The sequence below is a fragment of the Comamonas sp. 14P8.1.4 genome, assembly GCF_057799285.1.
In genome coordinates this window covers 636,911-663,712 of sequence record NZ_JBYOKN010000001.1, presented here as the reverse complement: position 1 = coordinate 663,712, position 26,802 = coordinate 636,911, and the positions used below count along the sequence as shown (strand labels likewise).

The 26,802-nt window shown below is 59.7% G+C and carries 29 protein-coding genes; 10 read left to right on the top strand and 19 right to left on the bottom strand.

Annotated features, from left to right (window positions below; genetic code table 11):
• Nucleotides 1-79 precede the first annotated feature (79 nt).
• Together cutA and AC27VO_RS03045 are read right to left on the bottom strand one after the other, a co-directional pair.
• Nucleotides 80-418 carry a divalent-cation tolerance protein CutA gene (gene cutA / locus AC27VO_RS03050; RefSeq protein WP_488665224.1) on the bottom strand — a complete coding sequence of 113 codons (339 nt, stop codon included), beginning with the start codon at nt 416-418 and terminating at the stop codon, nt 80-82.
• Between the two features lie 88 nt (nt 419-506).
• Nucleotides 507-1,403 carry a DMT family transporter gene (locus AC27VO_RS03045; RefSeq protein ID WP_488665223.1) on the bottom strand — a complete coding sequence of 299 codons (897 nt, stop codon included), beginning with the start codon at nt 1,401-1,403 and terminating at the stop codon, nt 507-509.
• A 159-nt stretch (nt 1,404-1,562) separates the two neighbouring features.
• On the opposite strand from AC27VO_RS03045, the gene AC27VO_RS03040 reads away from it, so the two are divergent.
• Complete coding sequence (locus AC27VO_RS03040; protein ID WP_488665222.1) at nt 1,563-2,252, top strand: GntR family transcriptional regulator; 690 nt, start codon at nt 1,563-1,565, stop codon at nt 2,250-2,252.
• A 25-nt stretch (nt 2,253-2,277) separates the two neighbouring features.
• On the opposite strand, the gene AC27VO_RS03035 is transcribed toward AC27VO_RS03040, so the two are convergent.
• The 3 genes from AC27VO_RS03035 to AC27VO_RS03025 all read right to left on the bottom strand — a co-directional run bounded on the left by AC27VO_RS03035 (nt 2,278) and on the right by AC27VO_RS03025 (nt 7,413).
• Complete coding sequence (locus AC27VO_RS03035; protein WP_488665221.1) at nt 2,278-3,528, bottom strand: CaiB/BaiF CoA transferase family protein; 1,251 nt, start codon at nt 3,526-3,528, stop codon at nt 2,278-2,280.
• A gap of 264 nt (nt 3,529-3,792) precedes the next feature.
• On the bottom strand, nt 3,793-4,839 hold the full coding sequence (locus tag AC27VO_RS03030) for a porin (RefSeq protein WP_488665220.1): 1,047 nt from the start codon (nt 4,837-4,839) through the stop codon (nt 3,793-3,795).
• Nucleotides 4,840-5,031: 192 nt separating this feature from the next.
• Nucleotides 5,032-7,413, bottom strand: coding sequence for a membrane-bound PQQ-dependent dehydrogenase, glucose/quinate/shikimate family (locus tag AC27VO_RS03025; protein ID WP_488665219.1), 2,382 nt, complete (start codon nt 7,411-7,413; stop codon nt 5,032-5,034).
• 328 nt (nt 7,414-7,741) lie between these two features.
• On the opposite strand from AC27VO_RS03025, the gene rpoH reads away from it, so the two are divergent.
• On the top strand, nt 7,742-8,686 hold the full coding sequence (gene rpoH / locus AC27VO_RS03020; protein WP_488665218.1) for an RNA polymerase sigma factor RpoH: 945 nt from the start codon (nt 7,742-7,744) through the stop codon (nt 8,684-8,686).
• A gap of 126 nt (nt 8,687-8,812) precedes the next feature.
• A complete protein-coding gene (locus tag AC27VO_RS03015) occupies nt 8,813-9,817 on the top strand; it encodes a Bug family tripartite tricarboxylate transporter substrate binding protein (RefSeq protein WP_488665217.1) in 1,005 nt (334 codons plus the stop codon).
• A gap of 66 nt (nt 9,818-9,883) precedes the next feature.
• Here AC27VO_RS03015 and AC27VO_RS03010 read toward each other — a convergent pair whose 3' ends face one another.
• The 4 genes from AC27VO_RS03010 to AC27VO_RS02995 all read right to left on the bottom strand — a co-directional run bounded on the left by AC27VO_RS03010 (nt 9,884) and on the right by AC27VO_RS02995 (nt 13,908).
• Nucleotides 9,884-11,647: a putative bifunctional diguanylate cyclase/phosphodiesterase gene (locus AC27VO_RS03010; protein WP_488665216.1), complete on the bottom strand. Its 1,764-nt coding sequence runs from the start codon at nt 11,645-11,647 to the stop codon at nt 9,884-9,886.
• Between the two features lie 120 nt (nt 11,648-11,767).
• Nucleotides 11,768-12,382, bottom strand: a complete 615-nt coding sequence (locus tag AC27VO_RS03005; RefSeq protein WP_488665215.1) for an SCO family protein — start codon at nt 12,380-12,382, stop codon at nt 11,768-11,770.
• Nucleotides 12,383-12,458: 76 nt separating this feature from the next.
• A complete protein-coding gene (locus tag AC27VO_RS03000; RefSeq protein ID WP_488665214.1) occupies nt 12,459-13,154 on the bottom strand; it encodes a hypothetical protein in 696 nt (231 codons plus the stop codon).
• Nucleotides 13,144-13,908 carry an SURF1 family protein gene (locus tag AC27VO_RS02995; RefSeq protein WP_488665213.1) on the bottom strand — a complete coding sequence of 255 codons (765 nt, stop codon included), beginning with the start codon at nt 13,906-13,908 and terminating at the stop codon, nt 13,144-13,146. Before AC27VO_RS02995 ends, AC27VO_RS03000 begins: the two co-directional genes overlap by 11 nt.
• Nucleotides 13,909-13,932: 24 nt before the next feature.
• Between AC27VO_RS02995 and AC27VO_RS02990 the strand changes: the two genes are divergently transcribed.
• Entirely contained in the window at nt 13,933-14,154 is a 222-nt protein-coding gene (locus tag AC27VO_RS02990) for a DUF2909 domain-containing protein (RefSeq protein ID WP_488665212.1), read from the top strand.
• A 152-nt stretch (nt 14,155-14,306) separates the two neighbouring features.
• Here AC27VO_RS02990 and AC27VO_RS02985 read toward each other — a convergent pair whose 3' ends face one another.
• From AC27VO_RS02985 to AC27VO_RS02955, 7 genes are all read right to left on the bottom strand, one after another.
• Nucleotides 14,307-15,188, bottom strand: a complete 882-nt coding sequence (locus AC27VO_RS02985) for a cytochrome c oxidase subunit 3 (protein ID WP_488665526.1) — start codon at nt 15,186-15,188, stop codon at nt 14,307-14,309.
• A gap of 55 nt (nt 15,189-15,243) precedes the next feature.
• On the bottom strand, nt 15,244-15,402 hold the full coding sequence (locus AC27VO_RS02980) for a DUF2970 domain-containing protein (protein WP_488665525.1): 159 nt from the start codon (nt 15,400-15,402) through the stop codon (nt 15,244-15,246).
• Between the two features lie 41 nt (nt 15,403-15,443).
• A complete protein-coding gene (locus AC27VO_RS02975; RefSeq protein ID WP_488665211.1) occupies nt 15,444-16,064 on the bottom strand; it encodes a cytochrome c oxidase assembly protein in 621 nt (206 codons plus the stop codon).
• Nucleotides 16,065-16,079: 15 nt separating this feature from the next.
• Nucleotides 16,080-16,208 (bottom strand): cytochrome oxidase small assembly protein, encoded by a 129-nt coding sequence (locus AC27VO_RS02970; RefSeq protein ID WP_488665524.1) that lies wholly within the window; start codon nt 16,206-16,208, stop codon nt 16,080-16,082.
• Nucleotides 16,209-16,239: 31 nt separating this feature from the next.
• A complete protein-coding gene (ctaD, locus tag AC27VO_RS02965; RefSeq protein WP_488665210.1) occupies nt 16,240-17,886 on the bottom strand; it encodes a cytochrome c oxidase subunit I in 1,647 nt (548 codons plus the stop codon).
• 35 nt (nt 17,887-17,921) lie between these two features.
• Nucleotides 17,922-19,508 carry a cytochrome c oxidase subunit II gene (gene coxB / locus AC27VO_RS02960; protein WP_488665209.1) on the bottom strand — a complete coding sequence of 529 codons (1,587 nt, stop codon included), beginning with the start codon at nt 19,506-19,508 and terminating at the stop codon, nt 17,922-17,924.
• A gap of 481 nt (nt 19,509-19,989) precedes the next feature.
• A complete protein-coding gene (locus tag AC27VO_RS02955) occupies nt 19,990-20,898 on the bottom strand; it encodes a class I SAM-dependent methyltransferase (RefSeq protein ID WP_488665208.1) in 909 nt (302 codons plus the stop codon).
• Between the two features lie 71 nt (nt 20,899-20,969).
• On the opposite strand from AC27VO_RS02955, the gene AC27VO_RS02950 reads away from it, so the two are divergent.
• Both AC27VO_RS02950 and trmL read left to right on the top strand, forming a co-directional pair.
• On the top strand, nt 20,970-21,695 hold the full coding sequence (locus tag AC27VO_RS02950; RefSeq protein WP_488665207.1) for a ComF family protein: 726 nt from the start codon (nt 20,970-20,972) through the stop codon (nt 21,693-21,695).
• A gap of 41 nt (nt 21,696-21,736) precedes the next feature.
• Nucleotides 21,737-22,219 carry a tRNA (uridine(34)/cytosine(34)/5-carboxymethylaminomethyluridine(34)-2'-O)-methyltransferase TrmL gene (trmL, locus tag AC27VO_RS02945; protein WP_488665206.1) on the top strand — a complete coding sequence of 161 codons (483 nt, stop codon included), beginning with the start codon at nt 21,737-21,739 and terminating at the stop codon, nt 22,217-22,219.
• Nucleotides 22,220-22,243: 24 nt separating this feature from the next.
• On the opposite strand, the gene AC27VO_RS02940 is transcribed toward trmL, so the two are convergent.
• Together AC27VO_RS02940 and AC27VO_RS02935 are read right to left on the bottom strand one after the other, a co-directional pair.
• The gene (locus AC27VO_RS02940; RefSeq protein ID WP_488665205.1) at nt 22,244-22,726 is read right to left on the bottom strand and encodes a MaoC family dehydratase; all 483 of its coding nucleotides are present in this window, start codon (nt 22,724-22,726) and stop codon (nt 22,244-22,246) included.
• 150 nt (nt 22,727-22,876) lie between these two features.
• A complete protein-coding gene (locus AC27VO_RS02935) occupies nt 22,877-23,515 on the bottom strand; it encodes a LysE family translocator (protein ID WP_488665204.1) in 639 nt (212 codons plus the stop codon).
• Nucleotides 23,516-23,631: 116 nt separating this feature from the next.
• Here AC27VO_RS02935 and AC27VO_RS02930 point away from each other — a divergent pair, with 116 nt between their 5' ends.
• On the top strand, nt 23,632-24,069 hold the full coding sequence (locus AC27VO_RS02930; protein ID WP_488665523.1) for a DUF1841 family protein: 438 nt from the start codon (nt 23,632-23,634) through the stop codon (nt 24,067-24,069).
• 76 nt (nt 24,070-24,145) lie between these two features.
• Here AC27VO_RS02930 and AC27VO_RS02925 read toward each other — a convergent pair whose 3' ends face one another.
• Entirely contained in the window at nt 24,146-24,799 is a 654-nt protein-coding gene (locus AC27VO_RS02925; RefSeq protein ID WP_488665203.1) for a c-type cytochrome, read from the bottom strand.
• A 108-nt stretch (nt 24,800-24,907) separates the two neighbouring features.
• On the opposite strand from AC27VO_RS02925, the gene AC27VO_RS02920 reads away from it, so the two are divergent.
• From AC27VO_RS02920 to AC27VO_RS02910, 3 genes are all read left to right on the top strand, one after another.
• On the top strand, nt 24,908-25,750 hold the full coding sequence (locus tag AC27VO_RS02920) for an AAA family ATPase (protein WP_488665202.1): 843 nt from the start codon (nt 24,908-24,910) through the stop codon (nt 25,748-25,750).
• 123 nt (nt 25,751-25,873) lie between these two features.
• The gene (locus AC27VO_RS02915) at nt 25,874-26,122 is read left to right on the top strand and encodes a hypothetical protein (protein ID WP_488665201.1); all 249 of its coding nucleotides are present in this window, start codon (nt 25,874-25,876) and stop codon (nt 26,120-26,122) included.
• Between the two features lie 11 nt (nt 26,123-26,133).
• The gene (locus AC27VO_RS02910) at nt 26,134-26,760 is read left to right on the top strand and encodes a GNAT family N-acetyltransferase (RefSeq protein ID WP_488665200.1); all 627 of its coding nucleotides are present in this window, start codon (nt 26,134-26,136) and stop codon (nt 26,758-26,760) included.
• Nucleotides 26,761-26,802 lie beyond the last annotated feature (42 nt).

Here is a 26,802-nt window from a genome sequence, read left to right as displayed (position 1 = left end):
CAGGAGCAGGCAGCGCACGTTGAAAAAGGCTTTCCCCTGCTTTTCACATTGAAACGCTGATTTCACCAGCGCTACACGCTCACTTTTGTGCATGCACCCCATCGGCCACCCACGCGGCATAGGCCGGGTCGGCGTGTTCGGTGCGCAGCAGCAGCTGGGGGGTCTCGTAAGGGTGCGCCGCTTTCAACCAGGCCCACAGCGGCTCGACCGCCTCGGGCAGCGTCTTGAACACCACGCGCCATTCGGCCGCCTGCTCCAACGCGCCTTGCCAGACATAGTGCGAGGCCACTGCCTCCACCTGCGCGCAAGCCGCCCAGCGCGCTTGCACCGTGCCCTGCGCCAGCTGCTGCGCTTCGGCCTGGCTGCCCACCGTGGTGGTGACCACAGCAATCGGGTGTAAAAACAAAGCAGATTCCATCGTGCCGATGGTACGGCCATCTGCATGATGGAATCTGCATCTGCCCCTGCACCAACCACGGCGCGGAATAGAGCGGCTCAGCCACGCATCAACCGCGCGGGCTGGGCCAGGTCGCCACCAGCACCCCCAGCAGGGCAATGCCCAAGGCCAGCAGTTGCAGCGTGCTGATCTGCTCACCCAGCACCAGCATGCCCACCAGCGCCGCGCTGATCGGCAGCAAGACCGTAAACACCCCCGCCTGCGCAGCAGGCACCGCGCGCAGACCCGTCATCCACAGCCACACCGTCCACACGCAGGCGGCCAGTGCATAAAACAGCAACAAGCCCCACATCGGCAGCGCCACGGTGCCAAAGTCAAACTGCCAGGCCAAATACCCCCCCAGTGGGGTGGACAGTGCAAAACCCCAAAGGTTGATGAGGGCGCTGATGCGCTTAGGCGATACGCTGGCCGTGAGCCGCTTGCCAATCACGGCATAGGCCGCCTCACACAGCACTGCGGCCAGCAGCAACAGCTGACCCAACCAGGCATGGGGTGTGCCCTCTGCCTGCTGCGGCTTGGCAGCGGCATACAAGGCAATGCCCGCCACCGCCAGGGCCACCGCCGCCCAGGTGCGGGGCGCAATCTGCTCGCGCAGCACCAGCCAGCTGAGCACGGCCACCGCCACCGGAATGGCCGCCATGGTCACCCCGGCTGTGACGGCGCTGGTCAGGCTGACGCCGGTCACCATGCACAGCGTGAACAGAAAATTACCGAAAAAAGATTCCAGAAACAGCAGCTGCCGGGTGCGGCGGCTTAAAGGGGCTTCACCTGGCGCAGGACGCAACCAGCGCGCCATGGCCACCACCCCAATACCAAAACGCAACCATGCCAGCAGCAGCACCGGGAACAGCGCTGCCAGCGGCTTGGACAGCGCCACATAGCTGCCCACCAGCGCCATGCTCAAAGCCAGGCAGAGGGAGGCCACAAACCGGGAGGGTGGATGCACAGTCAGATCCCAACAGAACAGTCGGGCCGATCATAAAAGGGCGAAAGCCCCGCGCTGCTGACGCATGCGACAGTCATGTGTATGCCTGAGTGGAAACTTTTTTCAGCCGCCCCACTCTACAATTTCTATCCCCACACATATTCCCTGAGGTTCTGGCACATGCCCAAAGCCAAACAAGGGCAAAAGCAGTTGTCTGAAACTGTGGCCGCCCACCTGCGCGAACAAATCATTTCCGGAAAAATCGCCTGCGGCAGTTTTTTGCGCATCGACGCCATCGCCAAGACACTCAATGTCAGCACCACGCCCGTGCGCGAAGGTTTGCTGATTCTGCAAAGCGAGGCCCTGGTCAAGCTCATCCCACGCCGTGGCTTCATGGTCTCTGGCCTCGACGAGGGCGACGTGATGGACCTGTTCTGGGCCCAAGCCACTGTCGGCGCAGAACTGGCCGCCCGCGCCACGGGCCAGTTGAGCGCCCAGCAGCTGGATCAGCTGGAGACCTTCAACGCCCAGTACCAGCAAGCCCAGCAAATGCACGACCGCGAAACCATGGACCACACCGGCCACCAGTTTCACCGCATGATCAATCTGGCTGCCAACTCCCCGCGGCTGGCCACGCTGATGGGATCGCTGGCCAAGCAAATGTCCAACCGCTTCTACACCAACATCGAGGGCCAGGTGGATGATGCCGTGGACTACCACCCGCTGATCCTGAAGGCGCTGCGCCTGGAAGATGTGGAATCGGTGCGTGCCCTGATGTTTCAGCACATCCTCAACGGCGGCAAGAATTTGCTGAGCATGCTGGAGCGCCAGCGCCAAGCCAACGCAAGCGCCACAGCCACCAAGGCCTGATCCCCAAAGGTCTGGTGCCAGCGGCTCAGATCACGCCAGCGCTTTGCAACTGCTGCAGCTGCGTGTCCGTCAGGCCCAGCAACTGTCCGTACACCGCCGCATTGCTGGCCCCCAGGGCCTGCGCCGGTTGATCGAACTGGGCATGCGCGCCGGAGAACTGAATCGGGTTGCCTGCCCCGGTCGGCAGCACATTCCCCCAAGCGGCAGCCGCCAGCTGGCCCACAGCGCCATGGGCCAGCAAATACGGATCGGCCAGTGCCTCTTGCGGGGTGCGCACCGCTGCCGCCGGAATGCCGCGCTGGGTGTAGACCGCATCCACCACTTGCGCGGTGGTGCGCTGTGATGTCCAAGCTTCAATCCAAGCGTTGATCTGCGCAGCATGCTGCTGGCGATAGCCCAGATCCAGGTACTGCGGGTTGTGCATCATCTCCGCGTGCTGCATGGCCTGAGCCAAGGCCGCAAACTTTTCCGCCTGGTTGGCAACCAGCGCCACATACCCGTCCTGGCAGGCATACACGCCAAAAGGCACCAGCCGATCGAGCGAATTGCCCGTGCGCAGGGCAAGCCCGGCCTGTGCGGCCAGGTCCAGGTGCTCGGCCGCCAGCATGGCCACCATGCAGTCCAACATGGCCACTTGCACGTGCTGGCCCTGCCCTGTGCGCCCGCGCTGAATCAGCGCCGCCAACATGCCGTTGACGGCGTACAGCGGAGTCACCAGATCAGCAATCGGAATGCCCACACGCGTGGGCGGACCGTCCGCTGCCCCCGTCACATGCATCAAGCCACTCAAGGCCTGCACCAGGATGTCCGTGCCCTTCAGGCCCTGGAATGCAGGGTTGTCGCCAAAGCCGGTGATGGATGCATACACCACGCGCGGGTTCACCGCATGCACGCTGGCATAGTCCACCCCCAGGCGCTGCGTGGTGCCCGTGCTCATGTTTTCCAGCACCACATCGCTGACTTGCACCAGGTCCATGAACAGCGCCCGGCCCTGCGCGCTCTTGAGGTTCAGGGTCACGCTTTGCTTGTTGCGTGCGCGGTCAATGACCGACAGCGACACCTCATCGGGTAGCGGCGCCCCATGGTTCCAGCCGCGTGGGCCGAAAAAAGGCGGGCTGTTGCGTGCGCCATCGCGGCTTTGCGGTGCTTCGATATGGATCACCTCGGCACCCATGCCGGCCAGCATCAAAGAGGCCTGGGGCCCTGCCAGCGCGGTGGTGAGATCCAGCACGCGAATACCTTCCAACGGACGAGACAAACCAGATGACACAGTCACTCCTAAACACCAGCGAGGGCATGGCCCGCTCTATGCAAGCGCCACGCGGCACCTGATTTTCTCAGCGTTGCAGTGCCGCTGTGCCTGGACACTGACATCTCCCACACCCCGCGGCTGTAAATCCCCGGCGCGCTTCATAAAGAGAAGCACCTAGCGCCATGAAATAAAGGGTTTTCATCACAAAGTAGATGCAAACCCTTTGATATTGAGCGCTGCCAGCTCACTTTTTAGCAAGCTGTGCGCTACAGCACAGCGGAGTACCGCTTAGAACGCGTGGCGCATGCCCACGTTGAACTGGTTTTGCTTGTCGTTGCTGGAAGTCTTGCTGAACATGCCAGCCACACCGCCGTTGTCCACTTTTTGCAGCGAGAACAGGGAGTACACCTCTGTGCGCTTGCTCAGTGCGTACTTCACGCCCAGGTTCAGCTGGTTGATATCGTGGTCACGCACGGACTTGTCGTCCAGCTTTTGGTAGCTGGCCATCAGTGTCCACTGCTTGATGGGGAGCAGGCCCAACACGGCATAGGTATTGGCATCGTTGCCCACCACATGCTTGGCGTTCTTTTCCTGTGTGGCGGTAAAGCCCACGCGTGCGCCATCAAGGAACTTGTAGGAAGCACCCACACCCCAGACGCGATCGCTGTTTTGCAGCGCAGAGTCAGCGCCATGGGTCACGTGGTACACCACACCCGCTTCGATCTGGTTCTTGGCGTAAGTCACGCCCAAAGATTCTGCGCGGCCTGCCTTGTCAGAGCCTGCTTGCTCGCCCAGTGCCACCATGGCACGCACCTTGAAGCCGGCCATGTCTGCACTGTTGAACTTCACCATATTGCTCAGGCGGGTACCGCTCAGCATGGCGTTGTAGTTACCCGCTGCAGAGTCTTTAGAGCCCGTACCTTCGACAGCCGCTGTCTGGGTGCCCATATAGGTCGAAGCGCCGTAGGTGCCAAACGCATCGTTCATCACGGTCAGCTGGCGGCCCAAGCGCAATTCACCCACGCCTTGCTGCGACAGACCCAGCCAGGATTGGCGGTTCCAATACGCCTCTGAATTGCCCATTGCACCGGTGTCAGCGCCCAAGCCCGCTTCCAGCTGGAAAGCCACCTTGGTGCCAGCGCCCAGGTCTTCTTGGCCGCGAATGCCAAAACGCGATGCCAGCATGTTGCCGCTGCGCAGCTCTGTCAGGTTCTGGCCCTGCACATTGCTCACGCGGTTCACACCCATGTCCACCAAACCATACAGGTTCACTTGCGACTGTGCGTGGGCGAAAAATGGCAACAGCGCAGCTGTGGCCAAGGCGAGCTTGGTCATTTTTTGATTCATGATTTTTTTGAGAAAAAAAGAGAGTTCAACCATGCCTCCCCACCAGGCGGGAGGCTTGTTGGCATGAAAAAAGCAACTGGGTCTCCAGTTGCTTTTCCAGAAACGTTGGCGTCAAGTTTTCCCCGAATCGCTTCAGGGAAAGTGGAGGTGTTTCACGCCTCCACCCTCTGGCACCGCTAATTACTTAGGCAGTGCGAAAGCCATCACATAGTCAGCACGGTCAGGCGACTGGCGGGCACCGCCGGCCACCACCACCACGTACTGGCGACCGTCTTGACCCAGGTAGCTCACAGGAGCCACTTGCGAACCCACGGGCAGGCGGTGCTTCCACACTTCCTTGCCGGTCGCGGTTTCAAAGGCGCGCACGTAGTAGTCTTGCGTACCAGCGTAGAAGGTCAGGCCACCAGCGGTGGTCGAAGGACCCGACAGCGTAGGCATGCCCAAAGGCACTGGCAGATTGGTCTTGATACCCATGAACGCAGTATCTTCCACGGTGCCCAGAGGCTTCATCCAGGCAATCTTCTTGGTGTTCAAGTCGATACCGGCCACATTGCCCCAGGAAGGCATGTTGCAAGGAACGCCCAGGAAGGAATTGAACACACCACGGATGGCCTGGTAAGGCGTGCCCGCTTGGCCGTGCGAATTCTTCCAACCAGCCTTGGTGATGTCCGCAGCGTTCATATCCTTGACGGTCTGAGCAGCAGTTTCTTGGGGAGCCAAGAACACGATCTGGGGAATGCTCATGTCATTCACGATCAGCATGTTCGTGCGTGGATCGTGGGCATGACCGCCCCAGTTAAAGCCGCCGTAGTAGCCAGGGTAGGACAGTGTGGGCTTGGTGCCGATGCGGGTGTAAGGACCTTCGTAGTTCAATTGCTTGAACTTGATACGGCAGTACAGCTGGTCGAACATGGTGGTACCCCACATGTCGGCTTCGGTCAGCACCATCTTGCTCAACTGAGGCATGCCAGTCGACCAAGGTTGCGACTTGGCGCTAGGCAGTTCCCCGGGAGCCAGCGTGTCGTTGTCAGCAGGTGTGGGGACTTCTGTCACGTCTGCCAAAGGCTTACCCGTGCGGCGGTCCAGCAGGAACAGCTGGTGGGTCTTGGTACCCATGGCCAGAGCGGGCGTGCCGTCAGGCATGTCCACCAGTGTGGGAGGGGTCGCGTTGTCGTAGTCCCACAGGTCCAGGTGAACCGTCTGGAAGTGCCAGGCTTCGCGGCCGGTCTTCACATCCAGTGCCACCACGGAGGACGAATACTTGTTCATCGCTTCGGTGCGGTGGTTCAGCGAGAAGTCAGGTGTAGGGTTGCCCAAAGGCAGATAGATCAGGCCCAGCTTGGCGTCATAGGCGCCGTGGGTCCACCAGTTGGGCGTGCCCTTGGTGTAGGTTTGGCCTTCGGGAGGCAGCTTGGTGATCTCGGGGTTACCCAAGTCCCAGGCCCAGTCCAGCGAACCGTCCTTCAGGTTGTAAGCGCGGATCACGCCGGAAGGCTCGTTCAGCTCCTTACCGTCCCAGACCCAGCCACCAACGATGGCGCGACCGTCAGCCACCAGAGGCTGCGAAGTCTGCATGTAGTACCACTCTTTGTAGTCACCCATGCCCACGCTCAGGTCCGAGTAACCCTTGCCGGTGTCACCGAAGCCTTCGCACAGCTTGCCGTCCTTGGCATCCACAGCCCACAGGCGGGTTTGCTTGTCGGTGGTGATGATGCGGGCATTGCAATGGCCGTCAGCACGCTTTTCGGACTCAGGCACTTCGTAGTAGCCCACGCCGCGGCAACGCTGCCAGTGCTTGGTCTGCTTGGATTGGGGGTCAAATGTCCACTTTTCCTGGCCGCTGGTCGCGTCCACTGCGATCACCTTGTTCTGAGGTGTACACAGGTACATGGTGCCGTCCACCTGGATAGGTGCGCCCACGTCTTCGTTCGGGAAGCCCAGGGTTGCACCAGTGCGGTAGGTCCAAGCCACTTCCAGCTTGTTCACGTTGCTGGCGTTGATCTGGTCATGAGGTGCAAAGCGGGTGCCTGCATGGTCACGGCCAAACTGGGTGAAGTTGTTGGCAGCGCTCTTGGGATCGGTCACGACGGGAACGTCCTTGACGATCTGATCGACCTTGGCGTTGAACACTTCGCTGTGGGGCGTGAACACGCCCACGGCGCCAGCGGCGATCACCACAGCTTGCACTGCGGCAGCGGGCACAGCCAGCTTTTTAGCGGAAGGCTTCAGCGAACGCAGTGCCAGGGCAGCGATCAGGCCCAGCACCAGCATGGGAGCCATACGAGGCACCCAGCCCCAGAACTGGCCACCCGCTTCGGCGACGGTCCACAAAGCGGTACCAATCACCACCACCAGGAACAGCAGAGCGCCTTGTGGCTTGGCACGCACGAGCATGACGCCAGATGCCACGATGGCAGCACCAGCAATCAGGTAGTACCAAGAGCCACCCAAAGTGGCCAGGCGGATACCGCCGATCAGCAGCGCCAGGCCTACGAGGGCCAGCACCGCACCGAAGACACGCGGCCACAGGTGGCGCGATGTCGTATTTTCAGAACTAGACATGATGTTTTTTCAGAATGAAAGGCGAAATTATATATTTTTTAACTTCTATAAGACTTAACCACAATAGTAAATAATAATATTTAAAATCAATAACTTAAGGCATTTTAAATTTCAGAAATTACTGAAATCTAAAGAAAAATGAAGAAATACAGCAAATCATCGTGCATTGTTTGCCTTCAAAAAAACATTTGCATACACACGAAAAAGCCCACATCCAGCTCACACCAGCCATCGTCAACATCTGCTGACACAGCGCTGCGGAACTTATGACTTAGCACTCCCTCTTATAGAGTGCTAATATGAAGTGATGGATGAAAGGATGAGTGCAATGACAAACCCAACTAGCACCCTTGCTGCTTCGGCCTTGGCACCTGCGAATCCTTGGGCATTGGTGCCGCCACTGGGTAATTTGGACGCGTACATCACAGCGGCCAATCGCTTGCCTATGCTCACCCAAGAGGAAGAGCAGGATTACGCCCGCAAACTCAAAGAACACAACGACCTGGACGCCGCTGGGCGTCTGATCATGTCCCACCTGCGTCTGGTGGTCTCGATCTCGCGCCAGTACCTGGGCTATGGCTTACCCCACGGCGACCTGATCCAGGAAGGCAATGTCGGCCTGATGAAGGCCGTCAAACGCTTTGATCCCGACCAGAACGTACGTCTGGTCAGCTACGCCATGCACTGGATCAAGGCCGAAATTCACGAATACATCCTGAAGAACTGGCGCATGGTCAAGGTGGCGACCACCAAGGCGCAGCGCAAGCTGTTCTTTAATCTGCGCTCGCTCAAACAAGGCATGCAGGCAGATGCCGCCATGGATGACGAACTGAGCCTGCGTGAGACGCTGACTGCGCAGCAAATTGACGCCATGGCCGCCAAGCTGAACGTCAAGCGCGAAGAAGTCATGGAGATGGAAACGCGCCTGTCCGGCGGTGATGTGCTGCTGGACCCCAGCCCCAGCGACGACGGTGAACACGCTTTTGGCCCCATTGCCTACCTGTCTGATGCAGCGCACGAGCCCACCAGCATGCTCGAAAACCGCCAGCGTGATGCCCTGGCGTCCGACGGCATCGCCCAGGCGCTGGAAATGCTGGACGATCGCAGCCGCCGCATCGTGGAAGAGCGCTGGTTGAAAGTGAACGATGATGGCTCTGGCGGCATGACGCTGCATGAGCTGGCTGCCGAATATGGGGTGAGCGCCGAGCGCATCCGCCAAATTGAAGTGGCTGCCATGAAAAAGATGAAAAAAGCGTTGACCGAGTTCGCGTAAGAACGTTCCTGCGCTGTCCGGTAAAAAAATGCCAGATTGATGCATATACAAGCCCGGATAATCTCCGGGCTTTCTTTTTTCCTGCGAGAAATTTTTGTTTCTTGCAATTTTTCTGCACCACAGACTATGAAACTCACCATCACTCGCCGCACGGTATTGGCTGCAAGTACAGCATTGGTTGCTGCAGCCGCAACCACATCTGTTTTCGCTGCATCACCTGCCGGCGCATGGCCCACCAAGCCGGTGCGCATTGTGGTGGGTTTCCCTGGTGGCTCTTCCCCTGACCTGACAGCGCGCACCTTCTCCGAGCCGCTGTCCAAGCTGCTGGGCCAGCCTGTGATTGTGGAAAACAAGGCCGGTGCTGGCGGCAATATTGGCGCCGCCGAAGTGGCGCGCGCCAAGGACGATCACACCATCGGACTGATGATCAACGGCAACATGACGATTGCCAAAATCCTCAACCCTGCCGCACCGTATGACCCCCTCAAGGATCTGGCCCCGCTGACACTGGTGGGCGTGTCGCCACTCGTGCTGACGGCACCGGTGGAGCAACCCGGCGTTCCCAAAGATGCGGATGGCAAGGCTTTCTTTGCGGCCGCCAAAGCCGCTGGCGACAAGTGGAGCTACGGCACCCCGGGCATTGGCACCATCGGCCACCTGGGCACCGAATTGTTGAAGACCCGCAGCGGCATCAACCCCTTGCATGTGCCCTACAACAGCTACCCACAAGTCGCCACCGCCATGGCTGGCGGCCAGCTGCAAATGGCCATGCTTCCCCCTGCACTGGCCCACTCTCAGGCACAAGCGGGCAAGGTGCGCCTGATTGGCGTGACCTCCAATGGCCGCAGCCCCCTGGCGCCCGACGTTCCCAGCATGGCCGAGTTGGGCGTGAACCTTGACTTGCAGATGTGGAACGCGTTCGCAGCGCCAGTCGGCATGCCCGAGGCGATTCGCACCAAGCTGGCCACGCTGCTGATCGAAATTGCGCGCACCCCTGAAGTCCGCGAAAAACTCTTCCAGCAAGGCTGGCAAATGGTGGCGACCTCGCCCCAAGGGCTGGCCAATCGCGTCAAGAAAGATACTGAAGAGCTGAGCCGCCTGATCAAGGAACAAAATATCCGCAATCAGTGATACGCCCCGCGCACGGTACACCCAAAACCACCGCAAGCGGTGGTTTTTTTTATAGCTGCTCGCGTATTACTGGCGCTGGCTTCGCCAGGTTTCGAACTGCAAGGCAGTCATCGCTTTGGAAGACAGCCAGCCTTGATAACACTCGCACCCCAGCGCTTCCAGCTGGCTGCGCTGGGCTTCGGTTTCCACCCCTTCGGCCACCACCTGCATATCCAGGGCATGGCCCAGTTGAATGATCGCGCCGAGCAATTTGTGCCCCAAGCGACCTTCACGCATGAAGTCTTTGCCCAGCTTCAAGCGCTGAACCGGCAGATGCTGCAGGTACGCGAGTGAAGAGTGGCCATTGCCAAAATCATCCAGCGCCAGACTCACCCCCAGCCCCGCCAGCTCAGCCAGGATGCGGCATGCATGCTCCGGGTCCTGCATGGCCTGTGACTCTGTCACTTCCAGCTCCAGCCATTGAGCGGGCACATCGTGGCGCTCCAAGGCCTCGCGCACCTGCTGCACCAGACTGGAATGCCGCAGTTGCTGGGCCGAGAGGTTCACCGCAATCCGCATGGGCTGCCCCTGCCCCAACCACAGACCAATCTGCTTGCAGGCGGCATCCAGCACATAGTTACCCAGCCTGATGATCAGACCCGAGGACTCCGCCACCGGAATGAACCGGTCAGGTGTAATTTCCCCCAGCAGAGGATCTGTCCAGCGCAACAATGCCTCGACCCCACACACCTGGCCGGTACGGATATCGATTTGCGGCTGGTAATACAGCTTCATGCCCTCATAGCCCAGAGCCAGGCGCAAGCGCTCAGACAGCAGCACCTTTTCAGCCATCTCATGGCCCATGCTGTCGTCATAAAAGACAAAGTTGCCCCGGCCATGCTCTTTGGCCCGGTACATCGCCATATCCGCATAACGCAGCAGTGTGGACGGGTCTCGACCATCGAACGGAGACAGCGCGATGCCAATGCTGGCACCGAAGTCCAGCTGCGCATGGCCCCAGCGGCATGGCGCAGACATGGCATGCAAAATCTGCTCCGCCCACGCCTGCGCCTGGGCAGCATCCGTATTCGGTAGCAGCACCGTGAACTCATCCCCGCCCAAACGCGAGAGCACGCCCTGATTGCGCATGACGGATTTGAGGCGCTTGGCCACCTCTTGCAGCACGTGGTCACCCGCCGCATGCCCATAGCCATCATTGATGGCCTTGAAGTTATCCAGGTCCAGCAGCAGCAAGGCCACAGGGTCGCCTTGCGCCTGCGCGTGCTGCAGGCTCTCCTGCAGGCGCTGGGTAAAGGTCCAGCGGTTATGCAGGCCCGTCAGAATGTCGTAGGCCGCCTGGTATTGCATGCGCTCTTCCATGCGCCGCATTTCCGTGACATCCCGCACAAAGGCCACCACCAGGGGGGCGCCTGCCCGGTCAAAATTTCCCAGCGCAATATCCACAGGAACTTGCGCACCATCCTTGCGCTGCAGCCACAGCGTGCGCCCCTGCCCCATGCTGTGACGACGCGGCTGCAAAAAGAACTGGCGCACATCCATCTGGTGCGAGGCATGCAGGCTCGCTGGCAGAAACATTTCGACCGACTGCCCCTCCAGCTCCTCGGGTGCAAAGCCAGAAATCAAGCCCATCGCTGCATTGCTGGCGACGATGGTGCCCTCGCTATTCACCAGCAAAATGCCGTCGGGGGCTGCATTCCAAGCCTCGCGCACCCAATCGCCCCACAGGGCTGTGTGCGGCGCTGGCACCTCCTGCCCCCCCATGAACGATGGTCGCTGCGCCACAGGTGCAGAGGGTGGTTCGATCGGGGATCTAGGGGCTGAGGTGTTCATGCGTGCATTAACAATGCCAAGCACCGCCAACCCAATGAAAGCGGCTCGGGCGGCCCATGCTACCGCATGCACCCCACGTACCGACTGTTTTAGCGCAAGTCTCTACAACATCAACCACGCTCAGGCGGCGGCTTCGTCCAGCAAGGCCTTGGCATCCTTGGCCAACGCCTGCGCACCTTGGCCGTAGCGGTGGTACACACGCAACTGCCCCTTGGGGTCATACAGATACAAGCCCGCCGAATGGTCCAAGGTGTAGCTACCCGGCTGCTTGCCCTCCACCTTTTTGAAGAACACCTTGAAGTCTTTGGCCACAGCGGCCACCTGCTCAGGGGTGCCCGTCAGCGCCACCATCTGGGGATCAAACGCTTGCGCATATGCACGCAGCACTTCCGGCGTATCACGCTCCGGATCCAGCGACACAAATACACCCTGCAAACGATCCGCCTGCGCACCCAGCATGGATTTGGCTTCGCCCAACTCCTGCAAGGTCGTCGGGCACACATCTGGACACTGGGTATAGCCAAAAAAGACCACCACCACTTGACCGGCAAACTCCTGCACCGAGCGCTGCTTGCCATGGGCATCAGGCAAAGGGAAGTCTTTCCCGTACTGCGCCCCGGTGATGTCTACGCCTTCCAGGCGAATCTTCTCGGGTTTGCAACCTGCCAACAAGGCTGCAGCGGTGATGCTGGTGGCGCCCACCATCAAAGTATGCAAAGCGTGTCTTCTGCGCATGGCTTTCTCATTCAATCATCAATGGCACAACCATAACCGCAAAGGTAAATGCCACCTCATCCGCAGGTTGTGCCAGCTAGCGACCTGGCTGGTCCCAGGAGGAAGACGCCCGCAGCAAACGCTCCAGATCCCGCTTGGCCTGCGAAGCACTGGCCGCATCCAAACTGGCCGGAAAGCGCATCATCCAGTGGCCTTGTGGGTCAACCACATACAGGTGGTCTTCCAGTGCATGGCCCGCTTCCGGCTGCAGCCACTGCTGCAGTGCATCGCGCTGCACGTGCAGCACCTGGACCGATTGCAACGCAGGGGCCAGTGCTGGCGCCGGGGACTGTGCATCGTCAATCAGCCAGACCCAGTCCAGGCGCTCTTTCTCCCGCCCCAGCCCTTCCCGCAGTTGACGCTGCAGATACAGATGGGCTTCACACGCTGCATTGCAGGCGCCGCTGGAGATACTGACCAGCAGCCACTGCCCTTGCAACGCGGTCAGTGGCTGTGTCTGCCCCGTCAGTGTGGTGCCCATTAGCGATGCCGGAATGGCCGGTTGCTGCGCAATCAGCGCCCCAAAGCTGCGCCGCGCTTCCGGGCGAATCACGTAATAGGTGAAGTACGACGCCACCACCGGCGCTGCACACACCAGCAGCACCGCCAGCATTTTCCAGCGCCCACGCCGACGGCTTGCGCTGTCTTGCACGCTTTGCGAAAGGCTCTGCATGCTGGGCGGGCTATGGATGGTCAGGCCTAAAGGCTGCAAGTCGGTCGTTTCAGGCGGCATGGCGTTGTCGGGCTCTGCGAGCAGGCTGCAAAAATTGAAACCACAGCAGCATGGCAGCAAGCACTGCGGCAATGGCAAACCATTGGAAGGCATAACCGTGGTGCGTGGCAATGCCGCTGCCCGGCTGTGGCCAATCACGCAACAGGCCTTCGCTGGCTGCGCCGGTTTGCACCACCGTGACTGGCCACAGTGGCAAGCCACTGCTGGCGGCATATGCCTTCACATCCAGGTTCTGGCGAATGTGCGTGGGGGCATCTGCAGCCGCCTCATCCCCCAAGGCATACAAGCGGGCAGGCGCAGCGGCCAGACGGCCGGTCACCCCGACCACTCCAGTGGGCGTCTCCACCGGTTGCAACGCCAGGCGATCTTGAAAATTGCGGGCAATCCAGCCGCGCTGCACCAGCACCACATCACCGCCCGCCAACTGCAGCGGGGTCAGCACAAAGAAGCCGGGGCGCCCTTGCATCTGGCGGTTTTCCAGGTACACCGTGTGCGCAGGCAGCCACTGCCCCTGCAGTTGAATAGGGCGGTGCAACCACGTAGCGACTGCCGCCTCGCCTTGCTTCAAGCGATCGTGCACGGCCTGTGCATCCAGCGCGGGTGCGGCAAACTGCTGCTGCCGGGCATCGTGCAACTGCTGCTTTTGCGCTGCGCGATCCAGCTGCCAGCAGCCCAGCGCCACACCCAGACACACGCCCAGCACAGCCACCACCGTGGCTATCCACCACCGCAGGTTGACCCGCTTGCGTGTCATGCGCAGCACCCCATAATGGGCTGCATGACATATGCCATTGCCCTCTTCTTGCTGGCCATCGTGGCCTGCCTGGCAGCAGCAGGCTTTTTCATGCTGCGCAAAAGCGATAGCGATGCCGCGCGCAGCCAGTCCATGGCGCGCGCACTCACGCTGCGCGTGCTGCTGTCGGTGGTGCTTTTTGTGTGCTTGCTGCTGGCATGGAAGCTCGGGTACATCCAGCCCAGCAGCTTGCCTGTAGCACGCTGAAATAAAAAAGAGAGCAGCCCGCGCTTGAATACCCTCAGCTTCAATACGATTTGATATTGAAACCCAGTATTCACCTGCGCTAGCCGCTCTCTTTTACTCACGCCTCACTCCCCCACAATCCCCGCATTCAGGCCATATGCCGTGGCCACCGCTCACATCCAATAGACCAGGATGTACAGGCCCAGCCACACCACGTCCACAAAGTGCCAGTACCAGGCGGCACCTTCAAAGCCAAAGTGGCGCTCTGCGGTGAAATGACCTTTTTGCAGCCGCAAGGTGATGAACAGCAGTATCAACATGCCGATAAACACGTGGAAGCCGTGGAAGCCCGTCAGCATGTAAAAGGTGGAGCCGAAGATGCCGGAGGACAGCTTCAGGTTCAGTTCGGTGTAGAGGTGGAAGTACTCATAGCCCTGCACACACAAAAAGATGATCCCCAGCAGCACGGTCACCCACATGAAGCCAATCGTTTTGGCACGCTGCCCCAAACGCAGGGCATGGTGGGCGATGGTGAGCGTGACGCCAGATGTCAGCAGCAAGGCCGTGTTGATGGTGGGCAACCAAAATGGTCCCACGGTCTGAAATGCCTCGACCGTACCAGCTGGAGACGCGGTCGCCCCCGCCTGCACGCTGGGCCAGACCGCGCTGAAGCCCGGCCAGATCAAGGCGTTGTCCAGGCTCCCCAGGGCAGGCACCGAGTGCGCCCGCCCCCACCACAGTGCGGTGAAGAAGGCGCCGAAAAACATCACTTCCGAGAAGATGAACCAGCTCATGCTCCATCGGTAAGACAGATCAATCTTGCGCCCCAGCAGGCCGCGTTCGCTCTCGGCCACGGCCTCGCTGAACCAGCGGTACAGCACCACCAGCCACCACGACAGTCCCAGAATGAAACTCCACATGCCCCACTGGTGGCCATTGACCCACATGCCTGCGCCCAGCACCACAAAGAACAATCCGGCGGCAGCCCAGATGGGGTAGCCCGACTCTGCTGGAACGTAGTAATAAGGGGTGCTTGCTGTCTGCGGTGTACCCATGTCAGCTCCTGTCATCACGCATCTCAACCATTACCGATCGGCCCAGCGCTGCGCGCTAAACCACCCAATTCACGACTGCAATCAATAACAACACAAATCCAAAAATCGCTACCAACCCCACCGCCACAATCTGCAGCGGCTTAATCTGCGCCGCATCCTTGTGCCACTCGCTGCCCTTGCGTACCCCCAAAAAAGCCCACGCCATGGCCACCATGGAACGCCACAGCGAAGGCGGACGGGGCTCCTCTGGCGCGGTCAAGAGCGCGACCCTTCCGAAGCCTTGGCTGCACTGGCCGCCACCGGCGTCTGCGGCGCTGCAGGCACACGCCCCCCGACTTCAAAGAAGGTATAGCTCAGGGTGATGGTGGTCACATCCTTGGGCAACTTGGGGTCAATCACAAATGCCACCGGCCATTCCTTTTTCTCACCAGGCTGCAATTCATACTGGTTAAAGCAAAAACATTCCAGTTTGGTGAAGTGCGGTGCTGCATTGCGTGGTGCATAGCTGGGAATGGCCTGCGCCGCCATGGCGCGGTCCTGCACGTTTTGAAATTCGTACATCACCGTGGCCAACTCACCTGGGTGCACCTGCATGGAAACGGTTTCGGGCTTGAAGTCCCAAGGCCCACGCGCATTCGCATCAAACTCCACCGTAATCGTGCGGCTGGTGTCCACCTGCGTATTGGCAGGCAGCTTGCCCACCACACCGTTGCCAGGCACCTGCCGCTCCGAGATGCTGAGAATGTTGATGCCCAGCGCCTCACACACATGCTTGTAGATTGGGATCAATGCATACCCAAACGCAAACATGCCCACCGTGATCACCAGCAACTTGGTGACCATCTGCAGATTGGCGCGGCGCTTGTGCAAGCTCATGACGGTGCCTGTGCCTTAACCGCCCAGCAGCGCCATCTTGGCCACGAAACCGACGAAAAACGTCACGGCAATCGAAGCAAGCACCAGGGCCATACGCACATTGCGCTGACGCTGCAGCTGCCATGCCTCGGTGCGGCCTGGCATGGAGTTGCTGTGTTTGGGATGAATCATGGTGTTATCCAATCACACGGGTGGCCGTGCTGTCCAGTTTGGGAGGGGTTTCAAACGTGTGGAATGGCGCAGGCGATGGCACCTCCCACTCCAAGCCCTCAGCGGCTTCCCACGGTTTTTGCGGGGCTTTGGCACCGCGGCCACGCATGGCGGGAATCACCACTGCCAGGAAAAAATACACCTGCATCAAGCCAAAACCCAGGGCTCCCACAGAAGCCACCGCGTTGAAATCGGCAAATTGCATGGGGTAGTCGGCATAGCGGCGTGGCATGCCCGCCAGACCCAGGAAGTGCATGGGGAAGAAGGTGACGTTGAAGAAAATCAACGACCCCCAGAAGTGAATACGACCGCGGGTTTCGGAATACATCACCCCAGTCCACTTGGGCGCCCAGTAATAGTAGGCCGCAAACATGGAAAACAGCGAGCCCGCTACCAGCACATAGTGAAAGTGCGCCACCACGTAATAAGTGTCCTGCAGCTGAATATCGATCGGGGCCATGGACAAAATCAGTCCGGTAAAGCCCCCCATGGTGAACACGAAGATAAAGCCGACCGAGAACAGCATCGGTGTCTCAAACGTCATGGAACCACGCCACATGGTGGCCACCCAGTTGAAGATCTTCACGGCCGTCGGCACCGAGATCAGCATGGTGGAATACATGAAGAACAGCTGCCCTGTCACCGGCATGCCGGTGGTGAACATGTGGTGCGCCCAGACAATGAAACTCAGGATGGCAATGGAGCTGGTCGCATACACCATGGAGGCATAGCCAAACAGCTTCTTGCGGCTGAAGGCCGGCACGATCTGGCTGATGATGCCGAAAGCCGGCAAGATCATGATGTACACCTCAGGGTGCCCAAAAAACCAGAAGATGTGCTGGTACATCACCGGGTCACCGCCCCCCGCAGGGTTGAAGAAGCTGGTGCCAAAGTGGCGATCCGTCAGCGTCATGGTGATGGCACCGGCCAGCACAGGCATCACGGCGATCAGCAGGTATGCCGTAATCAGCCACGTCCAGGCGAACATGGGCATCTTCATCAGCGTCATGCCGGGCGCGCGCATGTTCAAGATGGTGACGATGATGTTGATCGACCCCATGATGGAGCTGGCACCCATGATGTGCATCGCAAAGATGCTGGTGTCCATGGACGGGCCCATTTGCAGCGTCAGCGGTGCATACAGCGTCCAGCCTGCCGCCGGGGCGCCACCGGGCATGAAAAACGAAGTCACCAGCATGATGCCCGCAGGCACCATCAGCCAGAAGCTGAAGTTGTTCATGCGTGCAAAAGCCATATCCGACGCGCCAATTTGCAGCGGCAGCATCCAGTTCGCAAAGCCCACAAAGGCCGGCATGATGGCGCCAAACACCATGATCAGACCGTGCATGGTGGTGAGCTGATTGAACAGCTCGGGGTTGACCAGCTGCAAGCCTGGCTGAAACAGCTCAGCGCGAATCAACAGCGCCAGAATGCCGCCCACCATGAGCATGGTGAAGCTGAACAGCAGATACAGCGTGCCAATGTCTTTGTGGTTGGTGGCATAGAGCCAGCGACGCCATCCTTTGGGCGTAGCGTGGTGATGATCATCGTGGTGATCGTCGTGGGCATCCGTGCCGTGCGCGTCGTGAGAAGGTGGGTAAATGGCGCTCATGTGCGGGTCTCCCTTGCTCTTTCTATTCGATGCGCTCACTGCGCAGCCACGATATCGACACGGCGCGCCTGTTCATCGGCACCTGTGCTGTCCGTAATGGTTTGAGGTTTACGCAGCTCGATACGCTCGGCAGCTACACCTGCATCCGTCAAGGCTTTCGCCACGGCCTGGGCACGCTGCTTGGCCAGTTCCGCATTCACCTGTGCACTGCCCGTCGCATCCACATAGCCCGACAAGGCGATCTTCACATCGGTGTGCTCTTTCAACGATTGGGCTGCTTGCAGGATGGCAGCCTGCGCCTTGTCATCCAAAGCACTTTGCCCCGTGGCGAAGAAAACCCGCACAGGCATCTGCACCTGGGTGGCCACAGCCGGCTCCGCAGATTTTTCTGGGGCTGCCGACGTAGGTGCTGCAGCTTCCGGAGCAGGCGCTGGTGCGGCACCGCCTTCGGGGAATTGGCCTTTGCGCGCCAGGGTGAACTGCGCAGGCTGAATCAGCTGCCCGGTTTGATTGCTCCAGTGGTTCTTCACATAGGTCAGCACAGCAGCCAGTTCGACGTCGCTGAGCTGCTTCCACGACGGCATGGCACCATTCGCGCGGCCTTCAAGCACCACATGCATGGGGTCTGCCAAAGAGCCTCGTACCAGCGCACTACCATCCAGGGGCTTGATGGCCCCTGCCCCCTTGCCTGTGGCCTGGTGACACGCGGCACAGTTGGCCGCATACACCTTGGCACCACGTGCAACCAGCTCATCGAGCTTCCATTCCTTGATGGGGTCGTCTTTTTTCGCGGCAGCCAGCTTCAGCTGCTCATCCACCCATGCCGCATAGGGGGCACTGTCAAGCACCCTCACGTGGATAGGCATGTACGCATGCTCTTTGCCACACAGCTCCGCACACTGGCCATAGTAGTCACCAGGCTTTTCCGCCTTAAACCAGGTGTCGCGCACAAAGCCAGGAATAGCGTCTTGCTTGATACCGAACGCCGGCACCATGAAGCTGTGAATCACGTCATTGGCCGTGGTGATGATGCGCACCTTTTTGCCCACCGGCACAACCAGCGGGTTGTCCACTCGCAGCAGGTAATCATTGGGCGCATTGCTCACATCACCACTGTTGGACATCACCCGGTGGCTGCTATCGATCGTCGACAGAAAACTCAGCCCCTCGCCCGGGCCCTTCAAATAGTCGTAGCCCCATTTCCATTGGTAGCCCGTGACCTTGATGGTCAATTCCGCATTGGTGGTGTCTTTTTGCGCCACCAGCACTTTCGTCGCGGGCAAGGCCATCAGAATCACGATGATGAAAGGAATCACCGTCCACACCACTTCCACTGTGGCGGACTCATGGAAGTTGGCGGCCTTCGCACCCTGGGATTTGCGATGCTTCCAGATGGAATAGAACATCACCGCAAACACAGCCACAAAGATCACCACGCAAATCGACAGCATCATCCAGTGCAGAAAATGCTGCTCCTGCGCAATCCGCGTAACTGGCGGGTGCAAGTTCAATTGCTTGACGGCGGGACCACCTGGCAAGTTCTGCACCGCGTGTGCCGTGCACGCCATCCATGCTGCCGCTGCCGTACACCAAGAAACCAGTGGGGAAATACTGCTTTTCATAGTTCTCACTTGCGTCTGAGCCTCCGGGATTCCATGGCACGCCTGCCTGTGCAGTGCCGTGCGGAGTCTTGCCAAGAAAATGGGGAAATCAGGGAACCTGGCACGCAGCACCAGACCGCCACACTTGCAGTTTGCAAGAACGGCACACCAATGCGTACAGGGATTTCAAGCAGGAAATGGCCAAACTGCGACAACCCCTTGTAGGACGCCGGGCAGAATTCAACCGATGGGAACGTAGCCCGCATGCACGCAGCCATGCAAGGCACAAAGAAAGCAACACACTGCAGGCTGACGCAAGCTTTGCGGTCCAGCCTGCCTGCAAGGCATAGCGGCACACCAATTTTGTCTCCCTCTGAAGGCCTGATTGACCTTTGGCTTTGCACCGCACAGGCTCTTGAACCCGTGAGTGCTTGCTATCAGTAGTTTGAAAAAATTGTAGTGCGCTTTGTTCTAAATCAAAGCTGCAAAAGCAGGTTTTCGCCTATCGCAAACCCTGCTCCCGGCCTTTCTTGAGCATGCTGCGCATCTGCTCTAAAGACACGGCACTTTCACTCTCTACAGCGACACGTGGCGTGGGCTTGAAAGCATGGCCGTAGACCAGCTCGAAAGTGATGGCCAGCTGGCCTTCGCTGCCATCCACACGCAGGGCATCGTTCATGGCAGCCTTCAGCTGCGCCAGCCATGCCTTGCCACGCAATCCCGCGAAACGCTGTGGATGCAAATTACAGCCCAGCTCGCGCAGCTCCTGCAGCAAGCGCTCAGGCGTGACAAAGGTCAGCGTGATGGCTTCCATATCCATCACGGGCTCGGCAAAACCCGCCTGCACCAGCATGTCACCCCAATCGTGCATATCGGTGTAGCTGTGACCTGCCGCCGACCAGCCCTGCTGCGCATACAGCGCACGCATTTCCTTGGCCGTGTCAGGACCCAGGCACGAGAACATGACAAAGCCATCCACTGCCAGCACCTCATGCCAGGCTTTGAGCATCTGCATGGGCTGCGCCTGGTTGTGCAGCAGCATATTGGCCCAGAGCATCTCCACGCTGCCCGCCGCAGGCATTTCCACGGTGGTGGAGGGCCCCGTCCAACGTGCAGGACTCCACCATGGCTTGTCCCACTGCGCCTTGGCCACAGCCTGCAGATGGGCTGCTGTTTCCACCACATAGGCTTGCGCCTGAGGGTAACGCTGGGCGATCAAACCATGGGTTTGCAGCCCGCCACGCACAGGCTGCCAGTCGCACCAGGTCTTGGGGCTGCGGCAAATCCATTGCAGGCGCTCTTGCATGCGTCGCCCCACCTCCTCATGCAACCAAGGCGACTGCGCAGGCGCAGACTGCTGCCAACGCGCGGCAGCCACAGGATCGATGGTGGGGGGAAGGTTCTCAGACATGAAAAATCACTCAGCCACCCCTCCGCCACACGGCATGGCAGAGGCAGGTGCTGCGGCAGTATATTGATTTCATGCCCCTGCGCTGGCCGACATGGCTATCCCATTCTGCGAAATGGTCACTGACACTGCCCAGCCAGTGCCTGGCCTGCCATGCATGGCCCAGTACCGATGTGCTGTGCCTGCACTGCCAACAGCGCTTTGGACAGCAACCCTGGCGCTGCACAGGTTGCGCCTTGGCACTGCCCGGCCTGAACGCCGAGCGGCCCCGTTGCGGCACCTGCCTGCAACGCACCCCCGTGTGGCAGCAGGCACAAGCCTGGGTGGATTACGCCTACCCCTGGAACGCCTTGATCACCCGCTGGAAGTTTGAGCAGCAACCCGCACTGGCCCAGCATTTCGCCCGCTGGATGCAGCAAGCGCCGCAGGTACAGCACGCCGTGCATAGGGCGGATGTACTCATTCCCATCCCGCTGTCCAAAGAACGCATGCGCGAGCGGGGCTACAACCCCGCAGCGCAGCTGGTACAAAACCTTAACCAAAGCAAGCGCCAACTTCTTACATTGCAACGCCTGCATGACACCCCCGCCCAAAGTGCGCTGACCCGTGCCCAGCGGCTGCGCAATCTGCGCCACGCATTTGCCGTACCTCCCACACAGCGCCACCACATTGCAGGCAAGAACGTCCTACTGGTCGATGATGTCATGACCACTGGCGCCACCTTCACCGCAGCCAGCCGCTGCCTGCTGCAAGCGGGGGCTGCGCAGGTGCACGTGCTGTGCATGGCACGAACGCCGTAAGTCACGACAAGGACAAGCCCAAAAGCGGACAATACGCCGCCATGTTCCATATCGTTCTTGTAGAGCCTGAAATTCCACCGAATACAGGCAACATCATTCGCCTGGCTGCCAACACCGGCTGCCAGCTGCACCTGATCGAGCCGCTGGGCTTTTCGATGGAAGACCGCCTGATGCGCCGCGCGGGCTTGGACTACCACGAATACACCAGCACGCGCCGCCACGCCAACTGGCAAGCTTTTCTGGACATCATGCAGCCCGACCGTAGCCGCATGTTTGCCATGACCACGCACGGCAGCCAGCCTGCACACGCGTTGCAGTTTCAGCCGGGTGACTGGTTTGTCTTCGGGTGTGAAACACGTGGTCTGGCTCCCGAATTGCGTGAATCATTCCCCACCAGCCAGCGCCTGCGCCTGCCCATGCTGGAAGGCCAGCGCAGCCTGAACCTGTCCAACGCCGTGGCAGTCACGGTGTTTGAAGCCTGGCGCCAAAATGGGTTCATGACGCCGATCGGCCCCGCGCACTAAGCGCCAGCCTGTGTATTGCGCCGCTTACGCGGCCGCCCATGTACCCATGGCAGCGCCATAGCTGCGCGACAGGGATTCCGCCACACACACGGGCTTGTCGCCCCCTTCGCGCTCGACCGTCACCGCCCAGGTGATTTGCACGCTATCGGGGCCCACAGGCTCTACCGATTGCACCCCCACCCGGGCGCGCACCCGGCTCCCGACAAGCACAGGGGCCGGAAAGCGCACCTTGTTCAAGCCATAGTTCACCCCCATGGTGGCGCCTTCGATGTGCACCGCTTGGCTGAAAAACAGGGGCAGCAGCGACAGCGACAAAAACCCGTGGGCAATCGGTGCACCAAACGGGCCCTGTGCGGCTTTTTCCGGATCAATGTGGATCCACTGGTGATCTCCTGTGGCGTCTGCGAACAGGTTGACCTGCTCCTGGGTGATCGTGACCCAGTCCGTCACGGCAAATTCTTGGCCTGCGCAGTCGCGCAGTTCGGCATAGGCGTGGAAGGTTTTCATGCCTTCAATGTAGAAAGCCCCAAGGCCTGCACCTGTCGAAACAGCGACAGGGGTTGGCCCTAGGTATTTCACAATAAAATCAGCCTCTAGCCCTTATGCTTAAAGCGCTAGCAGCTATGCTTTCAGCACACCACCAGACACTCCCAAGGATTACCCTTGCTGGCCGGTACGCTGCACAAAAAACAGCCCCAGCCCCACCAGCATCAGCACGCCGCCAAAAATGCGGTTCTGCCAGCGCATCGCTTCCGGGCTGCGCATCCAACGGCGCAAGGCACTGGCACTGGCCGCGTAACCGTGCATGACCACGGTATCCACCGCCAGGCAAGTCACAGACATGATCAGCAATTGCTGCCACAACGGACGCTGCGTTGACAGAAATTGGGGCAAGACGGCCACCATGAAGATGATGCCCTTGGGGTTGGTGGCATTGGTCAGAAAGCCTGCCAAGGTGCGCTGCTTCCAAGGCATGGGGGCTGCCTGCAAATCCCCCACATCCACCCCATTACCCACGCTGCGCCATTGGCTCCAGCCCAGATACATCAAATAGCCGGCCCCCAGCACCTTGACGAGGGTGAAGGCAATGTCCGAGGCAATCAGCACCGCTCCCACACCGCCACCTGCTATCAAAAGAATGAGCAACAAACCCAGCTGCAAGCCACCAATCGTGGCCGAGGTTTGGCGCACACCGTAAGCCAGACCATGGCTCATGGACAGCACCGCCCCTGAGCCCGGAGAGATGGCAATGAACACACACGCCGAAAAAAATGCAACCCAAGTCGAAAAATCCATTTGCCACCATCCCAAGGCCAAACGCCCGAAGCGCGTGATCTTACGCTGGCCCCATGGCATGGCGATTGCCACCTTGGCGACCGGAAGGCGGCGGGCATGCTACGCTGGCAGGCATCATGCTTTTCAACCCGACCCAAGCTGACGTGCGCCGTTTTTTCTGCAGCGTGCGCAGCAAAATGAAAATAAACGCTCCCATGGAGGCGATTGAGACACTGGCCAGCCTGTGGATTGATGAACACCCCGAGTACTTTGCCGAGCTGGACGACGTGGAGGCTGCCGTCAAGCGCAATTACGACCTGGAACCCGAGCGCACCAACCCTTTTTTGCACCTGTCCATGCACCTGTCCATCAGTGAACAGTGCAGCATTGACCAGCCGCGCGGCATTCGCCAGGCGGTCGAATTGCTGGCCAAACGCCGGGGTGACCTGCACAAGGTCCACCATGAGGTCATGGAATGCCTGGGTCAGATGCTGGCAGACAGCCAGCGCAACGGCTACCCACCTGATGGCAACCAGTACGTGGCTGCGGTGCAGCGCCGCGCCACCCGCGACTGAGCACCAGCCCAGCAGCCCATCGACACAAAAAGGCCCGCAGTTGCGGGCCTTTTTTTTAAAAGCAATTACTCACCCTTCAACGAAACGGTGACTGCGGCACAGTCGCCAGCTCTCCATGCAGGCTGCCGATGTAATTGGCCAGCAATTTCAGCTCCTGCATGCTGAACTGCGCAATCACCGGAGCCATGATGCCGCTGTCGCGCCCCACAATGGGATTACCCACTGTGTGGTAGGCCTTGAGGGCCACATACACATAGTCCGCATGCTGGCCCGCCACTTTCGGGTAACTGGCATCGATGGGTTTGGCAAAGTTCTGGCCATGGCAACTGAAACACGCCCCTTTTTCAATCAATGCAGCCACCTGGGCCGGTGGATCGTGGGGCTGCGCCGCCTGGGACTTGACTTCGTGCGCCGCATAGTAAGCGGATACATCTGCAATATCCTGGTCCGTCAATGGCTCTGCCACCGCCCGCATGGTGGGATGGCGACGGCCGCCCTTTCGGTAGCCATCTAGCGCTGCGGCAATATATGCGGCAGACTGCCCAGAGATCATCGGCACCTTGTGCACTTCAGGAAAACTGGCTTGATAGCCTGGAATGCCATGGCAGCCGATACACATGGCCACCTTGCCTTCACCTGCTTTGATATCGCCCTGCAGCGTTTGCGCTGAGGCGGTCGACGTCGCACAAGCGACAAACATTGCAAACACCGCGGTCCATGTTTTGATCATTTTGTGCACAAAATCCTTTGCAAAGTTCAGCTGGGATCTGCTTTTGAAAATTCATTATCAGAGCAGTCGTCAAGCACCCACATCAATGTTTACGCTGATATCACGCCCATGAAATTCCAAGGTTCCGACAATTACGTAGCCACCCAGGATCTGATGCTGGCCGTCAATGCCGCCATCCAACTGCAGCGCCCGCTGCTGGTCAAGGGCGAGCCCGGCACCGGCAAAACCATGCTGGCCGAAGAAGTGGCCGCCGCACTGGACATGCCGCTGCTGCAGTGGCACATCAAGTCCACCACCAAGGCGCAGCAAGGTCTGTACGAATACGATGCCGTCTCGCGCCTGCGCGACAGCCAGCTCGGTGACGAGCGCACGCAAGACATTCGCAACTACATCGTCAAGGGCGTGCTGTGGCAGGCCTTTACCGCCGACCAGCCCGTGGCCCTGCTGATTGACGAAATCGACAAAGCCGACATCGAGTTCCCCAACGACTTGTTGCGCGAAATCGATCGCATGGAGTTTTACTGCTACGAAACGCGCGAAATGATTCGCGCCAAGCACCGCCCGCTGGTGTTCATCACCTCCAACAACGAAAAAGAGCTGCCCGACGCCTTTTTGCGCCGCTGCTTTTTCCACTACATCAAGTTCCCGGACGCAGACACCATGCGCCAGATCGTGGACGTGCACTTCCCCACACTCAAGGGCGATTTGCTCACGGCTGCGCTCAAAACGTTCTATGACGTGCGCAATCTGCCCGGTCTGAAAAAGAAGCCCTCGACCAGCGAACTGATCGACTGGCTGAAGTTGCTGGTGGCCGAAGACATTCCGCTGGAGGCGCTGCAATCGGCGGACCAGAAAGTCTCGGTACCACCGCTGGTGGGCGCGCTGCTGAAAAACGAGCAAGACATGAGCCTGTTTGAAAAACTGGTCTTCATGAACCAGCGCAACCGCTGATGACGCCAAGATGGCGGCTCTGACACCGTGCTGACAGCGGTTTTGCAGGCTTGCCCCAATGCGCAAAGCCTGCATTTGCCCTAGCTTTGCAGGTTTCACCACCAAGAATCAGGGAGATCAACCATGGCTTCTGCCCAAAAAATGCTGCTCGAAGGGGTGTCCGATGCCGTGTGCTTCATGCTGGGGGCCCTGGCGGGCTACGGCCTGGCACAGGCCGTGGGCATCGACATCTTTGCCGATGGCTACAGCGGCTCCAGCATGATCGGCATCCTGATGGTGGGCCTGGGCGGCGGCGCCGGGCTGCACATCGCTCGTATTTGGCGAGGCCGCCAGCAGGCAAAAAACAAGCTGTCAACGCCTGAGGCCGATTAATCTCTGTGGCTATGTCTGCTCAAACCCCTGCACCATGCTTTGCCCCTCCCACCCATTTGCAGGGCTGGGGCATCCATCTGGCACCGCTGAGTCTGGCCCACACGGCCGGGCTGCAGGCAGCCGCCGCCGATGGCGAGCAATGGAATCTGCACGTGACCTGGGTGCCTGCGCACGATGAAACCGAGGCCTATATCCACAAAGCGCTGGACATGCAGACCCAAGGCACGCGCTGCCCGTTTGTGGTGCTGGATGCGCAAACACAGCAGGTGCTGGGCACCACCAGCTACCACGACATCGTGCCCGGCGCGCGCCGGCTGGAGATTGGCTACACCTGGTACGCCGCCAGCGCGCAGCGCAGCCATGTCAACACCGCCGCCAAGTTGCTGCTCATGCAGCATGCGTTTGGCACCCTGGGTTGCGACGTGATTGGCTGGCGCACCGACATTCTCAACACCCGCAGCCAGCAAGCCATTGAACGCTTAGGCGCGCACAAGGACGGCATCATTCGCCACCACACCCAGCGCTGGGATGGCACGGTGCGTGACACCGTCATGTACAGCATGCTGGCCAGTGAATGGCCTGCCGCACAACAGCGCCTGCTTGAAAAATTGAAGCAGCCAGCGCCTGCCAGTACTTGATATCTGGCATAAAACACCTTCAAACCCTTATTGCATAAGCGC

Bases quoted from the DNA above. Each gene is read 5' to 3' on its own strand.
- AC27VO_RS03040 (WP_488665222.1), top strand. From the start codon at position 1,563: ATGCCCAAAGCCAAACAAGGGCAAAAGCAGTTGTCTGAAACTGTGGCC.
- rpoH (WP_488665218.1), top strand. From the start codon at position 7,742: ATGACAAACCCAACTAGCACCCTTGCTGCTTCGGCCTTGGCACCTGCG.
- AC27VO_RS02980 (WP_488665525.1), bottom strand. From the start codon at position 15,402: ATGGTGGCCATGGCGTGGGCTTTTTTGGGGGTACGCAAGGGCAGCGAG.
- cutA (WP_488665224.1), bottom strand. From the start codon at position 418: ATGGAATCTGCTTTGTTTTTACACCCGATTGCTGTGGTCACCACCACG.
- AC27VO_RS02955 (WP_488665208.1), bottom strand. From the start codon at position 20,898: ATGTCTGAGAACCTTCCCCCCACCATCGATCCTGTGGCTGCCGCGCGT.
- AC27VO_RS03015 (WP_488665217.1), top strand. From the start codon at position 8,813: ATGAAACTCACCATCACTCGCCGCACGGTATTGGCTGCAAGTACAGCA.
- AC27VO_RS02920 (WP_488665202.1), top strand. From the start codon at position 24,908: ATGAAATTCCAAGGTTCCGACAATTACGTAGCCACCCAGGATCTGATG.
- AC27VO_RS02910 (WP_488665200.1), top strand. From the start codon at position 26,134: ATGTCTGCTCAAACCCCTGCACCATGCTTTGCCCCTCCCACCCATTTG.
- AC27VO_RS02990 (WP_488665212.1), top strand. From the start codon at position 13,933: ATGACATATGCCATTGCCCTCTTCTTGCTGGCCATCGTGGCCTGCCTG.
- AC27VO_RS03000 (WP_488665214.1), bottom strand. From the start codon at position 13,154: ATGCCGCCTGAAACGACCGACTTGCAGCCTTTAGGCCTGACCATCCAT.
- trmL (WP_488665206.1), top strand. From the start codon at position 21,737: ATGTTCCATATCGTTCTTGTAGAGCCTGAAATTCCACCGAATACAGGC.
- AC27VO_RS02940 (WP_488665205.1), bottom strand. From the start codon at position 22,726: ATGAAAACCTTCCACGCCTATGCCGAACTGCGCGACTGCGCAGGCCAA.
- AC27VO_RS03025 (WP_488665219.1), bottom strand. From the start codon at position 7,413: ATGTCTAGTTCTGAAAATACGACATCGCGCCACCTGTGGCCGCGTGTC.
- AC27VO_RS02935 (WP_488665204.1), bottom strand. From the start codon at position 23,515: ATGGATTTTTCGACTTGGGTTGCATTTTTTTCGGCGTGTGTGTTCATT.
- ctaD (WP_488665210.1), bottom strand. From the start codon at position 17,886: ATGAGCGCCATTTACCCACCTTCTCACGACGCGCACGGCACGGATGCC.
- AC27VO_RS02975 (WP_488665211.1), bottom strand. From the start codon at position 16,064: ATGAGCTTGCACAAGCGCCGCGCCAATCTGCAGATGGTCACCAAGTTG.
- coxB (WP_488665209.1), bottom strand. From the start codon at position 19,508: ATGAAAAGCAGTATTTCCCCACTGGTTTCTTGGTGTACGGCAGCGGCA.
- AC27VO_RS02995 (WP_488665213.1), bottom strand. From the start codon at position 13,908: ATGACACGCAAGCGGGTCAACCTGCGGTGGTGGATAGCCACGGTGGTG.
- AC27VO_RS03010 (WP_488665216.1), bottom strand. From the start codon at position 11,647: ATGAACACCTCAGCCCCTAGATCCCCGATCGAACCACCCTCTGCACCT.
- AC27VO_RS02950 (WP_488665207.1), top strand. From the start codon at position 20,970: ATGCCCCTGCGCTGGCCGACATGGCTATCCCATTCTGCGAAATGGTCA.
- AC27VO_RS02915 (WP_488665201.1), top strand. From the start codon at position 25,874: ATGGCTTCTGCCCAAAAAATGCTGCTCGAAGGGGTGTCCGATGCCGTG.
- AC27VO_RS02985 (WP_488665526.1), bottom strand. From the start codon at position 15,188: ATGGGTACACCGCAGACAGCAAGCACCCCTTATTACTACGTTCCAGCA.
- AC27VO_RS03030 (WP_488665220.1), bottom strand. From the start codon at position 4,839: ATGACCAAGCTCGCCTTGGCCACAGCTGCGCTGTTGCCATTTTTCGCC.
- AC27VO_RS02930 (WP_488665523.1), top strand. From the start codon at position 23,632: ATGCTTTTCAACCCGACCCAAGCTGACGTGCGCCGTTTTTTCTGCAGC.
- AC27VO_RS02970 (WP_488665524.1), bottom strand. From the start codon at position 16,208: ATGCCAGGCCGCACCGAGGCATGGCAGCTGCAGCGTCAGCGCAATGTG.
- AC27VO_RS03005 (WP_488665215.1), bottom strand. From the start codon at position 12,382: ATGCGCAGAAGACACGCTTTGCATACTTTGATGGTGGGCGCCACCAGC.
- AC27VO_RS02925 (WP_488665203.1), bottom strand. From the start codon at position 24,799: ATGATCAAAACATGGACCGCGGTGTTTGCAATGTTTGTCGCTTGTGCG.